This window comes from Humibacillus xanthopallidus, assembly GCF_044793955.1.
Taxonomy (GTDB): domain Bacteria; phylum Actinomycetota; class Actinomycetes; order Actinomycetales; family Dermatophilaceae; genus Humibacillus; species Humibacillus xanthopallidus_C.
In genome coordinates this window covers 3,811,361-3,823,660 of the sequence record NZ_CP084995.1, presented here as the reverse complement: position 1 = coordinate 3,823,660, position 12,300 = coordinate 3,811,361, and the positions used below count along the sequence as shown (strand labels likewise).

Annotated in this window: 13 protein-coding genes; 8 read left to right on the top strand and 5 right to left on the bottom strand. The window is 71.1% G+C overall.

Annotated features, from left to right (window positions below; all coding sequences use genetic code 11):
* Positions 1 to 6 precede the first annotated feature (6 nt).
* Positions 7 to 756, bottom strand: coding sequence for an aquaporin (locus LG278_RS17295; protein ID WP_404388742.1), 750 nt, complete (start codon positions 754 to 756; stop codon positions 7 to 9).
* A gap of 198 nt (positions 757 to 954) precedes the next feature.
* Between LG278_RS17295 and LG278_RS17290 the strand changes: the two genes are divergently transcribed.
* From LG278_RS17290 to LG278_RS17275, 4 genes are read left to right on the top strand one after another with little or no spacing between them, the layout of a single operon-like run.
* A complete protein-coding gene (locus LG278_RS17290) occupies positions 955 to 3,636 on the top strand; it encodes a response regulator (RefSeq protein ID WP_404388740.1) in 2,682 nt (893 codons plus the stop codon).
* Complete coding sequence (locus tag LG278_RS17285; protein ID WP_404388738.1) at positions 3,633 to 4,028, top strand: response regulator; 396 nt, start codon at positions 3,633 to 3,635, stop codon at positions 4,026 to 4,028. Before LG278_RS17290 ends, LG278_RS17285 begins: the two co-directional genes overlap by 4 nt.
* Complete coding sequence (locus tag LG278_RS17280) at positions 4,025 to 5,191, top strand: adenylate/guanylate cyclase domain-containing protein (protein WP_404388737.1); 1,167 nt, start codon at positions 4,025 to 4,027, stop codon at positions 5,189 to 5,191. The genes LG278_RS17285 and LG278_RS17280 overlap by 4 nt, the downstream gene beginning before the upstream one ends.
* Complete coding sequence (locus LG278_RS17275) at positions 5,188 to 6,786, top strand: peptide ligase PGM1-related protein (RefSeq protein ID WP_404388736.1); 1,599 nt, start codon at positions 5,188 to 5,190, stop codon at positions 6,784 to 6,786. Before LG278_RS17280 ends, LG278_RS17275 begins: the two co-directional genes overlap by 4 nt.
* Before the next feature lie 14 nt (positions 6,787 to 6,800).
* Here LG278_RS17275 and LG278_RS17270 read toward each other — a convergent pair whose 3' ends face one another.
* On the bottom strand, positions 6,801 to 7,007 hold the full coding sequence (locus LG278_RS17270; RefSeq protein ID WP_404388734.1) for a hypothetical protein: 207 nt from the start codon (positions 7,005 to 7,007) through the stop codon (positions 6,801 to 6,803).
* Positions 7,008 to 7,148: 141 nt separating this feature from the next.
* Between LG278_RS17270 and LG278_RS17265 the strand changes: the two genes are divergently transcribed.
* On the top strand, positions 7,149 to 7,829 hold the full coding sequence (locus LG278_RS17265; protein WP_404388732.1) for a Crp/Fnr family transcriptional regulator: 681 nt from the start codon (positions 7,149 to 7,151) through the stop codon (positions 7,827 to 7,829).
* Positions 7,830 to 7,897: 68 nt separating this feature from the next.
* Here the strand turns inward: LG278_RS17265 and LG278_RS17260 are convergent, their stop codons facing one another.
* On the bottom strand, positions 7,898 to 9,199 hold the full coding sequence (locus LG278_RS17260) for a hypothetical protein (RefSeq protein ID WP_404388731.1): 1,302 nt from the start codon (positions 9,197 to 9,199) through the stop codon (positions 7,898 to 7,900).
* The gene (locus tag LG278_RS17255) at positions 9,196 to 9,696 is read right to left on the bottom strand and encodes a SigE family RNA polymerase sigma factor (RefSeq protein ID WP_404388729.1); all 501 of its coding nucleotides are present in this window, start codon (positions 9,694 to 9,696) and stop codon (positions 9,196 to 9,198) included. The genes LG278_RS17260 and LG278_RS17255 overlap by 4 nt, the downstream gene beginning before the upstream one ends.
* 160 nt (positions 9,697 to 9,856) lie before the next feature.
* On the opposite strand from LG278_RS17255, the gene LG278_RS17250 reads away from it, so the two are divergent.
* A complete protein-coding gene (locus tag LG278_RS17250; RefSeq protein ID WP_404388728.1) occupies positions 9,857 to 10,183 on the top strand; it encodes a DUF952 domain-containing protein in 327 nt (108 codons plus the stop codon).
* Between the two features lie 103 nt (positions 10,184 to 10,286).
* Entirely contained in the window at positions 10,287 to 10,784 is a 498-nt protein-coding gene (locus LG278_RS17245) for a hemerythrin domain-containing protein (protein ID WP_404388726.1), read from the top strand.
* Positions 10,785 to 10,821: 37 nt separating this feature from the next.
* Here LG278_RS17245 and arfB read toward each other — a convergent pair whose 3' ends face one another.
* Complete coding sequence (gene arfB, locus LG278_RS17240; RefSeq protein WP_404388724.1) at positions 10,822 to 11,277, bottom strand: alternative ribosome rescue aminoacyl-tRNA hydrolase ArfB; 456 nt, start codon at positions 11,275 to 11,277, stop codon at positions 10,822 to 10,824.
* A 188-nt stretch (positions 11,278 to 11,465) separates the two neighbouring features.
* On the opposite strand from arfB, the gene LG278_RS17235 reads away from it, so the two are divergent.
* Positions 11,466 to 12,293, top strand: coding sequence for an FHA domain-containing protein (locus tag LG278_RS17235; protein WP_404388723.1), 828 nt, complete (start codon positions 11,466 to 11,468; stop codon positions 12,291 to 12,293).
* Positions 12,294 to 12,300: the final 7 nt, after the last annotated feature.

The following is a 12,300-nucleotide window of genomic DNA, read 5'->3' as shown; positions in this document are numbered from 1 at the left end:
CGGCGGTCAGGCCGGAACGTCGGCTCCGGTCGGGTCCTTCTCGCCGCGCGCGGTGGCCGTCTCGAAGAAGGGCGCTGCAAGGGCTGCGAGAGCGCCACCGATGAGGGGCGCGACGATGAACATCCACACGTGGGCGAGGGATTCGCCGCCGTTGAACAGTGCCGGGCCGATGGATCGAGCCGGGTTCACCGACGTGCCGTCGAGCGGGATGCCGACGATGTGGATCGCGGTGAGCACCAGCCCGATCGCGAGGCCGGCGAAGCCCGGGGCAGCCGCACGGCTCGTGACCAGCAGCACGACGAAGACGAGCAGGAAGGTCATCACGACCTCGAGGACGAAGGTGCCGCCCGCCGTGATGGAGTCGCCCCAGTTGTTGGTGCCGAGACCCCCGGACTCGTCCGTGACACCGCCGAAGCCCGACACCATCAGCTTGAGCAGAGCCGCGGCGACGATGGCGCCGACGAGCTGTGCGACCCAGTAGTAGGCGGCCTCCCTGGTGGTGATCCCCTTGCGAATGAGCACACCAAGCGTCACAGCGGGATTGACGTGGCAGCCGGACACCGGACCGATGGAGTAGGCGAGGGCGAGCAGCACGAAGCCGAACGCGAAGGCGACACCGAGCTTGCTCATGGACTCGATGCCGAAGACGGCGGAGCCGACGGCGAAGAAGACCAGGATGAACGTGCCGATGGCCTCGGCCACGGCCTTGCGGGTGATGTCGGGAGCCGGAGCGTTGGCCGGCGTGGTGTCAGGCATGAGGGACCCCTTGTCTCGGGAAGCCAGCCCGACCCCCGGGCTGCCTGGTGGCGAGCCTAGAGCCCCGTCGCAGGTCTGCCCCGGATCTGCGCTGCGCCGCTCCGGTGGACCCACCTGTTTCCGCAACGGGCGACCGCCGCGAGGTGGAGACTGCTGGAGGGGACAAGGGAGTTGCTCACGGCGCGATGGAGGACTGGCATGAGCCGGTTCGAGGAGTCGAGTGGACCGACGGGGGTCGACCGTGCGCGCGCCCTCGAGGTGCGGCTGGCCGAGGTGCAGGAGCAGCTCCGGGCCACGAGCGACATCCTCAAGGTGCTGACGAGCTCGTCGTCCGACCAGACCCGCGTCTTCGATGCCGTCGTCGACAACGCCCGGCGGCTGCTCGACGCGCAGGTGGCGCAGATCTATCTCGGGGACGGCGAGTACTACGTCCTGGCCCGCTCGAGCGGGCTCTCGGAGGAGTTCGTCGACTTCGTCGCGCGCCACCCGATCACTCGCGACCGCGGCACCCTCGTGGGCCGCGTGACCATCGACCGCACCGTGCACCGGATCACCGACGTGCTGGCCGACCCGGAGTACGGCCGCAGCGACTTCCAGCGCATGGGTGGCTACCGGTCGATGATGGGCGCCCCCATGGTCGTCGGTGACCAGGTCGTGGGAGCCCTCAACGTGTGGAGGACGACGGTCAACCCCTTCGACGACGCGGCCGAGGCCCTCCTCGCCACCTTCGCCGAGCAGGCCGCCCTCGCGCTGCTGCACGTCCAGCTCGTGACCGCCCTCGAGAGCCGGTCGGCGGAGCTGGCGCGCAAGGTCGACCAGCTCGAGGCGCTCGCCGAGGTGGGGGAGGCGATCAGCTCGACGCTCGTCGCCGACGAGGTGTTGACGACGATCGTCACGCACGCCGTGCAGCTCTCCGGCACCGACGGTGGCTCGCTGATGGAGTTCGACGAGGCGACGGGTCTCTTCGGCGTCCGAGCCGCCTACGGCACGACCCCTGCGGTCATCGAGGCCCTGCGTGCCACCGAGATCCACCTCGACCGCACCTGGGTGGGGCGGGCCGCGCGCGGTCGGGAGGTGCTGCAGATCGCGGACCTCGACGCCGAGACGCCGCCGCTCGACCCGCACCTGCGCCTGCTGCACGCCGACGGGTGGCGCTCGCTGGTCGCGATCCCGCTCGTGCGTCCAGATCGGGTCGTCGGGGCGCTCGTCGTGCGCCGCAAGTCGGTGGGGTCGTTCAGCGACGAGACGTGCGAGCTGCTCGCGGCCTTCGCGAGCCAGTCGGCCGTGGCCCTGACGAACGCCCGCCTCTACCAGCAGCTCGAGCAGCAGAGCGCAGAGCTGGCCGCCGCCAGCCGTCACAAGTCGGAGTTCCTCGCCAGCATGTCCCACGAGCTGCGCACCCCGCTCAACGCCGTCATCGGCTTCTCGGAGGTGCTGCTCGAGCGGATGTTCGGCGAGCTCAACGATCGCCAGGACGACTACCTGAGAGACATCCACGCGGCCGGGCGCCACCTGCTCGCCCTACTCGGCGACATCCTCGACCTGTCCAAGATCGAGGCCGGCCGGATGGAGCTCGACCTCACGAGGTTCCCCATGGACGACGTCATCAGCCAGGCACTGGCGCTGGTGCGCGAGCGAGCGTCGCTGCACGGCATACGGCTGAGCCTCGAGGCGGACGGCAACCTCGGCACGGTCTCGGCCGACGAGCTGCGGCTCAAGCAGGTGATGCTCAACCTGCTCAGCAACGCCGTCAAGTTCACGCCCGACGGAGGCCGCGTGACCGTGCGCGCGTGGCGCGACGGTGACGAGATCGACGTCACCGTGACCGACACGGGCATCGGCATCGAGCCGGCCGACCAGGACCGCATCTTCGACTCCTTCCAGCAGGGCGAACGGTCGGCATCGTCGAGCGAGGGCACCGGTCTCGGGCTGACCTTGAGCCGCCGCATCGTCGAGCTGCACGGTGGCCGTCTGTGGCTGACGAGCACCCCGGGCGAGGGCAGCACCTTCGGCTTCGCGATCCCGCAGCCCGCCTCGACCACTGCGCCGGAGCCGGACTCGGGACTCCAGGACGTGGAGATCACCGGGCCGACCGTCGTGGTCATCGAGGACGACCCGCGCTCTGCCGAGCTCGTCGAGCTGCACCTGCGGGCGGCCGGCCTGCGCACCGTCGTGGCCTCCAGCGGCGAGCAGGGCCTCGACCTCGTGCGCGCCGAGGAGCCCGTGGCCGTCGTGCTCGACATTCACCTACCCGGGATGAACGGCTGGGAGGTGCTGGCCGCCCTCAAGGGTGACCCCCAGACGGCCCACGTGCCGGTCGTCGTCGTCAGCGTCGAGCCTGAACGCGGCCGCGGCTTCGCCCTCGGGGCGACGGAGTACCTCGTCAAACCCGTGAGCGGCGAGCACCTCCTCGCCGCCGTGACACGGTTGCTGCCACCCTCCTGGGGCGTCGAGGGCGAGGAGCCGCACCGCCTGAGCGCCGTGGTCGTCGACGACGACCCGCTGGCGCTCAAGCTCGTGCGCAGCACCCTCGAGCCCCTCGGGTGGGAGGTGCACACGTGCGCCGGAGGCCAGCAGGCGGCGGATCTCGTGCGCGCCGTGTCGCCGTCGGTCGTCGTCATGGACCTGCTCATGCCGCAGGTCGACGGCTTCGCCGTCATCGACGAGCTGCGCCCCGAACGCGACTCGGAGGGGCCGCCGATCGTCGTGCTGACCGCGAAGTCCCTGACTCCGCAGGACCGCTCGCGCCTCGAGGGCCGGATCGCCTTCGTCGCCGAGAAGGCCGGGATCGACCTGCCGGGTCTCGCGCGGCGGCTCGCGGCGGTCGCCGGGGATCACGTCGCCCGCGAGCGCGACGCCGGAGACGGGGAGGCGTCATGAGCCGGCCGCCCGTCGTCCTCCTCGTCGAGGACAACCCCCGCAACCTCAAGCTGGCCCGCGACGTGCTGGAGTATGCCGGCTTCCTCGTCGTCGTCGCGACGACGGGTGAGGAGGGGGTCGAGCAGTCGAGGACCACGCTGCCGGACGTCATCCTCATGGACCTCCAGCTCCCCGGCATCGACGGCTACGCGGCGCTCGAACTCATCCGCGGACACGGCCAGACCGAGCACATCCCGGTGATCGCGCTGACCGCCTTTGCCATGCGGCGCGACCGGGAGCGGGTGCTGACGGCGGGTTTCGCCGGCTACCTCGAGAAGCCGATCAGCGTCCGCGAGTTCCCGGCGCAGGTGCGACGGCACCTCCCGCGGCACGACGAGCGGGGGCAGCCGTGACGAGCGGTGCCGTCGCCGCGCGGTCGCAGCCGCAGCCAGAGTCCGGGGTGAGGGTGCTCGTCGTCGACGACCTCGAGGCGAACCGCAAGCTCCTGCACGCCGTGCTCGAGCCCCGGGGCTTCCTCGTGCGCTCCGTCGCGTCGGGGGAGGAGGCGCTCGCCGTGCTCGCCGAGTCCGACGTCGACGTCGTGCTGCTCGACGTGCTCATGCCGGGGCTCGACGGCTATGCCACCTGCGCCAGCATCAGGGCCGAGCCGCGCACCGCGATGCTCCCGGTCGTCATGGTCACGGCGAGCGGGACGCAGCAGCGGCTTCGAGCGCTGGAGGTGGGCGCCGACGACTTCATCGCCAAACCCTTCGACCAGGCCGAGCTCCTGGCGCGGGTGCGCTCCCTGGCGCGGGTCAAGCGGCTGCACGACACCGTCGTCGAGCAGCGGGCAGCCCTCGAGCACTGGAACGCCGAGCTGGAGCGGCGGGTCGCGGCGCAGGTCGATGACCTCGAGCGGCTCGGAAGGCTGCGCCGCTTCCTCTCGCCCCAGATCGCCGGGCTCATCGTCGAGACCGGTGACGAGTCCTTCCTCGAGAGCCACCGCCGTGACATCACGACGGTCTTCACCGACCTGCGGGGCTTCACCGCCTTCGCCGAGACGGCCGAGCCCGAGGAGACGATGGCCGTGCTTCGCGACTACCACGCGACGCTCGGCGCGCTGGTCTTCGCCTACGAGGGGACGCTCGAGCACTTCGCCGGTGACGGCCTCATGGTGTTCTTCAACGACCCGCCGCCCTGCACCGACGCGCCCGAGCGTGCCGTCCGCATGGCCCTCGACATGCGAGACCGCGTCGACGAGCTGGCGGAGTCCTGGCGTCGGCACGGGCACGACCTGGGCTTCGGCGTGGGCATCGCCCAGGGCTACGCGACGCTGGGGAGGGTGGGCTTCGAGGGGCGGTGGGACTACGCCGCCATCGGCACCGTCACCAACGTCGCCGCGCGGCTCTGCGACGCGGCCAAGGCTCGCCAGATCCTGATCAGCCCGCGGGTGCTCGCCGGCCTCGACGGGCGCTTCGAGACGCGCGCCCTCGGTCCCCTCGAGCTGCGTGGCATCTCACGGCCCGTGGATGTCCACGAGGTCATCGGCACCGTCGACCCGGAAGGCAAGTCATGAACGCCAGCGCGACCACCGGAGCACCCGACCTCGGGCAGGCGGAGCTACTCGACGACCTCGACGAGGCCGCGCGGGAGGAACGCTTCGACGCGCTCCAGCAGCGTCTGCCCGAGATCTGGCGATCCATCCGGAAGGACGACCCTCGCGAGTCGGTCGTCGTGGTGCCCTCGATGAGCATCGACCGGATGGCGCCGAGTGCGGGAGCGATGAACCAGGCGATGGAGGAGCGTCTGCTCTTCCTGCTGCTCCTGCTCCGCCAGCCCCGGCTCCGGATGGTCTACGTCACCTCGATGCCGATCAGTGATCAGATCGTGGAGTACTACCTGTCGCTGCTGCCGGGTGTCATCCCGAGCCACGCACGCTCGCGCCTATCGCTCGTGTCGGTCGGCGACTCGTCCACCGCGCCGTTGACCGACAAGCTGCTCTCCCGCCCGCGCCTGCTGGCGCACGTCGCGTCTCTCATTCCAGACACGGCGCGCTCGCACCTCATCCCCTACAACAGCACCTGGCGTGAGCGTGACCTCGCGCTGGTGCTCGGCATCCCGATGTATGCCGCCGACCCGCGACTCTTCCCCCTGGGCACCAAGACGGGTTGCCGAAGGGCGTTCGCCGAGGCCGGGGTCACGTATCCCTTCGGCGCTGAGGACCTCCACTCGGTCGAGGACGTGGTGGCTGCGCTGCTCGACCTGCACGCTGCTCGACCGGCCGCGGAGTGGGCGATGATGAAGCTCAACGAGGGGGCGTCGGGGTCGGGCAACGCGCTCGTCGACCTGCGAGATCTGCCCGCGGCCGGCGACGTGCGTGCAGCCGTGACGGACCGCGTCATGGCGATGCAGTTGGAGAGCGCGAAGATCACGCTCGACACCTACCTCAAGCGACTGGCCGACGCAGGCGGCATCGTGGAGGAGCGCATCGTCGGTGACGAGGTGCGCAGCCCGAGCGTGCAGATGGCGGTCACGCCGCTCGGCGAGCTCGACATCCTCTCGACCCACGACCAGATCCTGGGCGGGCCGTCCGGTCAGGTCTACCTCGGGGCGCGGTTCCCCGCCGACCCCGCCTATGCGGCGGCGATCACGCACGAGGCCGAGGCGGTGGGCCGGGTGCTCGCCGACAAGGGCGTGCTCGGTCGCTTCGCACTCGACTTCGTCGTCGTGCGCCACGGCGATGCGTGGGAGGCCCATGCCATCGAGATCAACCTCCGCAAGGGAGGCACGACGCACCCCTTCCTCACCCTGCAGTTCCTCACCGACGGACGCTACCTGCCCGACGAAGGCCGGTTCCGCACACCGGCCGGGTTGGAGCGCCATCTCGTGGCCACCGACCACCTGGAGGACGACGCTCTCAGGGGCCTGCGGGTCGCCGACCTCTTCGACCTCATCGCCAGGGCCGGCCTGCACTTCGACCCCTCACGACAGGCGGGCGTCGTCTTCCACATGATCAGCTCGATCACCGAGTGCGGCCGGGTGGGCATGACAGCGATCGGTGACACGCCGGCCTCCGCCCAGGATGTCTTCGACCGGGCGGAGGCGGCTTTGCTCACCGAGGCGCGCGACTCCCTCTCCCCGGCGCCCCTGGCGCCGTCGCGGCCTCGGTGAGGGCCCGAGATGCCTCAGGGCGAGATGCTCGCCGAGTGGATGAGGGCACCGACGAAGGCCTGGTGCCAGGTGAGCCGGACGACGCCGGAGCGGGCTGACGCGCCGCCGCACCCGCACTCCCAGGTCCAGCCCCCGAGCGGGTTGCGTCGCACGAGGGGGTGGTGGTGGGCGAGGTCGGTGCGGCCTCGTCGTGCCGGCGTCGGGGTGGTGGTCGTCGTCATCGGAGTGCCTCTCTGCGGGGGGTTCGTCACCGGGACCTCGCCGGATCCCTTCCCCCTCGACGATCCCCGTCGCGAGCGGGCAGGTCTGTGCCCGTGGCGACACTCGGAGAGTGCGCGTGCGCACCTTCGCCGGGGCGCACCGTGACGCTCCACCTCGGCCTGCTCGCGGAGCTCGACGCAGAGGACCAGCGCCGGCTGGTGGCGCGGATGCGTCGCCGCTCGTTCGAGGCCGGCGACATCGTCTTCCACGAGGGAGACCCCGCGGACTCGGTGCACTTCCTCACGGAGGGCCGCGTCGTGGCGAAGCGCTCGTCGGTGTCAGGAGACCGGGTGGCCTACACCGTCTCGGGCCCGGGCGAGGCGTTCGGCGAGCTCGGCATGCTGTCGGCGGACCGACGACGGACGGCAACCGTGCAGGCCGTGGCACGGACGGTGACCCTGTCGCTCTCCTACGCGGAGTTCGACGCCTTGCGCTCCCGTCATCCCCCGGTCGAGCGGCTGCTCGTGCTCCTTCTCGCCGCGCGTGTGCAGCGCCTCACCGAGGGCCTGATGGAGGCGCTCCACGTCTCGGCCGAGGCCCGGGTGGCCCGGCGACTCCTTGACCTCACCGAGTCCCATGCCACCGGCGCGCGGCCCGGCGTGCCGCTCCTCGTGACGCAGACCGAGCTCGCGGAGCTGGCGGGTGTCACGCGGCCCACCGCCAACCGCGTTCTGCGCCGCCTGGCCGAGGCAGGCGCCGTCGACCTCTCCCGGGCGCGGATCGTCGTGAGGGACCCGGCGTGGGTCCGGCAGGTCGCCGACCTGCCGCCCACCCTGCGCTGACGGTCCACGTCGCGAGTGCGGCCTCAGCGGGTCGGGCCGGACGGCATACGTGCGCGTGCTGGTGGTGGTCAGCTGACGAGGACGACCGGCCACTCCATCGTGTCGCGCTGGGTGGCCGAGACGGGCACCGCGTCGAGGTCGATCGTGCACGCGCCGGTGGAGCAGGACGCGAGGGTCTGTCGCCCGGGGGACTCGCGGTCGAGGAGCGTCAGCACGAGAGCCCTGCCGTCCCGGCCGGACCACGCGGGTGACCAGGCGCCGTCGGTGAGGCTCACCCGCGCCACGACGCGTCCATCGCGCACGTCGGCCATCTTGAAGGTCGTCGACCCCGCGCCGTCGGCGACCTCGGGGCCGACGACGACCCGGCCCCCGTCGCCGAAGTGCGACGGGGCGAAGCTGCCGCACGACCACCAGCGGACGGAGGACGTCCGGAGGTCGAAGATCGCGTAGCAGGTGTTGTCGGGGTCGTAGTCCTGGTTGGGGTAGAGCAGCGCGAGACCGACCGACTCCTGCACCGACTGGAACCGGCCGTCGGTCACGTCGGCGACGGCGCCCGTGTCGGTCTGCCACGAGCGGGTCGACACCCGCCCACCCGCGTCGATCCGGGTGAAGTAGACGGTGGCGCCGAAGATCCCGCTGGCAGAGGTGTCGGGCGAGCCGGCCGCGTGTGACTCGAGCTCCTCGCCCGAGCTGTCCAGCAGCCGCAGGACTCCCGTGCGGTCGACGGTGACGAGGCGTCGGCCGTCGGCCGATGCGATGACGTCCTGCACATCCGTGAGGGTCTTGACGATCTCGCCGCCTGATCCGACCACCCACGTGGTGGTGGAGCGGGTGTCGGCTGGGGCGTGCACGACGAAGCGGTCGTCGACGAGGCGCGCGACGGCGCGGATGTCTGTGCTGACAGGAAGTTTCACCGTCCGGCCGTCGTCGTGCAGGACACCGCCGACGACGTAGGCGGTCGCGGGGGAGCCGGTCACGGGGCCGAAGGCAAGATCGATGGAGGTCTCGGGCGCAGCGTCCGAGTCGCGTGTCGGAGGGGGACCGGCCGACGGCGTCGGCGAGCTGGGCGGCGAGGTGGTCGGTGGCGGCGTGGTCGGCGAGGCCGATCCCGTGGGACTCGGCGAGACCAGGCTGGTCGAGGTGGGCAGGGCGGGAGCCGGTGACGGGCCGGGGCCCTGCGCCGACCACAGAGTGGGCACCGCCACGGCCACGACGGCTGCCGCCGCCACCGCGCCGAGGACGCCCTTCGTGCGCTGGTCGCGTCGGCGCCGGCGGATGGCCGCAGGGGCGAAGTCGCCGGACACGTCGACCGTGTCGGCCTGACGGCTCAGCGCGGCCCGGAGGTCGCGCTCGTCCTGGTCGAGGTTCATGGCGTGACCTCCGTCATCGTCGCTCTGAGTGACCGGATGGCCCGGCTGGTGTGGCTCTTGACGGTGCCGACGGTGCACCCGAGGATCTCGGCGGTCTGTGCCTCGCTGAGGTCCTCGTAGTAGCGCAGCACCACCGCGGCCCGCTGCTGCGGCGCGAGGCTCCGCACGTGCGACCAGAGGTCCCCGTCGTGGGTGGGCTGGGCGGCGGCGACCGGCTCGAGCACGCGGATGAGCTCGCTGTCGGTGCGCTCGCGGTGGCGCCACTGTCGCCGCCACCAGGTCGTGTGCTCGTTGACCATGACCTTGCGCACATAGGCGTCCGGCGAGTCCACGGTGCTGATGTGGTCCCACTTGCCATAGACCTTGGCGAGCGCCGACTGCACCAGGTCCTGCGCGGAGTGGGGGTCACCGGTGAGCAGGTAGGCAAAACGCGCGAACGAGGCCTGACGCGCTCGCACGTAGGCGGTGAAATCCGCCTCGCGATCTGGGCTTCCCACGTGACTTCCCCTGTCGTGCTTGGTTGGACGCACTCTCAACGCTGCGAGGGGGCGATCCGGTTGTCACGGCCGGCGTGCTCGCCGGTCATCTCCAGTGTCGACCTGCCGTCGTGGCTCGGGAGGCGTTCTCGGGTGGTCGGTCCGTGCGAGGGTGGAGCCCGTGATCTACCACCTTGCGGAGCTGCCCCACTGGGAGCAGGCACAGCGTGACGGCACCTACAGGCGCTCGACGATCGGCCGGTCCCTCGACGACGAGGGCTTCGTGCACGCTGCGTCGGCCGAGCAGTGGCCGGGGGTGCGCGCGCGCTTCTATGCCGCTGTCACCGAGCCCCTCGTGCTGCTGCACGTCGACGAGTCGCGGCTGACGTCCCCGCTCGTGCTCGAGGTGGGGAACCCCGAGACCGGAGAGCGGTTCCCGCACGTCTACGGGCCGATCGACCTCAGCGCCGTCGTCGGCACGACCCTGCTGGACCCGCCGCACGCCTGAGCCGGTCGTCCTGCCGCTCGATCGGACCCGGTTTGAGGGCGGGCGGGTATGGGCAGGGAGAGGTGAGCGCTGTGCGCCACCCCCTCGATCCGCTAGGAGCACCATGTCCACCGACGCCATCGTCCTGCTGAAGTCCGACCACAAAGAGGTCAAGGCCCAGTTCCGGGAGTTCCAGAAGCCGGGCAAGACCCCGGCCCAGAAGGGCAAGATCGTGGACACCATCCTCGAGCTGCTCACCGTGCACACGTACATCGAGAACGAGGTCATGTATCCGCGTGTCCGCGAGCTGCTGCCCGAGCTCGAGGACGACGTGCTCGAGTCCTACGAGGAGCACCACGTGGCCGACGTGCTCTGCATGGAGCTGGCCGGGATGCAGCCGAGCGACGAGCGCTTCGACGCGAAGACGACGGTGCTCATCGAGAACGTGACGCACCACATCGACGAGGAGGAGCAGGACTGGTTCCCCAAGGTCCGCGAGGGCCTCGGCCGCAAGCAGCTCCAGGACCTCGGGGCCGAGATGCTCGAGGCGAAGAAGACGGCGCCCCGCCGGCCCGAGCAGCCGAGCGCGATGAAGAAGGCCATCGACGCGGTCGTCTCCTGACGGTCGCAGCTCTCGTGAGGGCGCGCCTGGCGCGCCCTCACTCGCCGGTGACGCGACCTCGCCCTGACTTGATGTCAGATCGTCTCTTCTTGCTCTCAAGCCGGCGGCGCTGAGACCCCTTGGTGGGTTTGGTCGCTCGTCTGGCGGCCGGCGCGGGGGCAAGTGCCGTGCGGAGGATCTCGGCGAGACGATCGCGCGCGATGGACCGGTTGCGCAGCTGCGACCTCTGCTCCGACGCCACGACCGAGATGCGTCCCGCGACGAGCCGGTCGGCCAGAGTCTCCGCCAGCCGCTCGCGTTGGGCGTCGGTGAGGGCGGCGGAGGCTGCGGGCTCGTAGAGGAGCTCGACCCGGCTGTCGGTCGTGTTGACGCCCTGCCCCCCGGGCCCGGACGACCGGCTGAACCGCTCGACGAGCTCCGATGCGGGGATGACGAGCCCGCGCCGCAGGCCGGGGCCTGGCGCGATCACGAGGTCGTCCCCGGGCTCGTTCATGGGCCTATTGTGCCGGGCGGCTGCGGCGGACCCGCTCGACGAGCTGTCCGTGGGAGGTATCTGGGTGGGCACCTGGGTGCTCCGACAGGAGACGGCAACCAGAGGGCGCGCACTCCCATCCACCGATCCATCGTCACCACCCGCCCTCGGCACGTACGGGCACCGAGGATGCCCGGAGGGGAAGGGCCATGCAGACGGACCGCTCGACACACGTCACCGTTCTCGCGCCGGAGTCGCACCAGAACCGGCGCTACCTGCTCGGTGAGGACGACGTCCTCGTCGGCCGCGCCGAGGCGTGCGACCTCCGCTTCGACGACCCGTACCTCAGCCGGGTCCACGCCAAGATCGAGGTGCGTTCCGGACGGCTGTGCATCCGCGACCTGGGCTCCTCCGGTGGCACGTGGGTCAACGACGCTCCGGTCACGGGCGTCGTGGAGCTCCACGACGGCGACGTCGTGACCCTCGGGCAGGTCCGCCTCCGGGTCTCGAGCGACGCCTCCGGCACCCAGGTCCTGCCGACGTTCGGGCCTGCGACCGCGGTCGCCGCCTCGAGCGCCGGAGCGAGCGAGGGGGTCGTCCCTGCGGTGCACTACGACGTCGGCGATCAGCGGGGTCACACGATCAACAACATCGGGCGCGACCAGTACACCGCCTACATCCATCGACGCGAGAGCTTCCTGCGGGAGGTCGCGGCGACGCGCACCAAGGCGCGCTGGCTCCTCTGGACCGGGTTCATCGTCTTCGTCATCGGGTTCGGTGTGCAGCTGTCCGGGTCGATGGAGTACATGCAGGGGATCACGGGGGCGATGGAGCAGGGATTCGGGCAGTCGTCGGGCGACGGGCGACCGGCGTTCCCGTCGATGAGCGGCTTCCAGGCTGCCTTCGTCGGTGCCGCGGTCTCGTCCGTCGGCCTCGTGCTCTTCGTGGTCGGGCTGGTGCTGCACGTGGTCGCCGCCTCGCGCCGGAAGCGGGTCGACCGCGAGCTTCCCGTCCACCCCTGGTCTCACGAGTACTGAGGAGTCG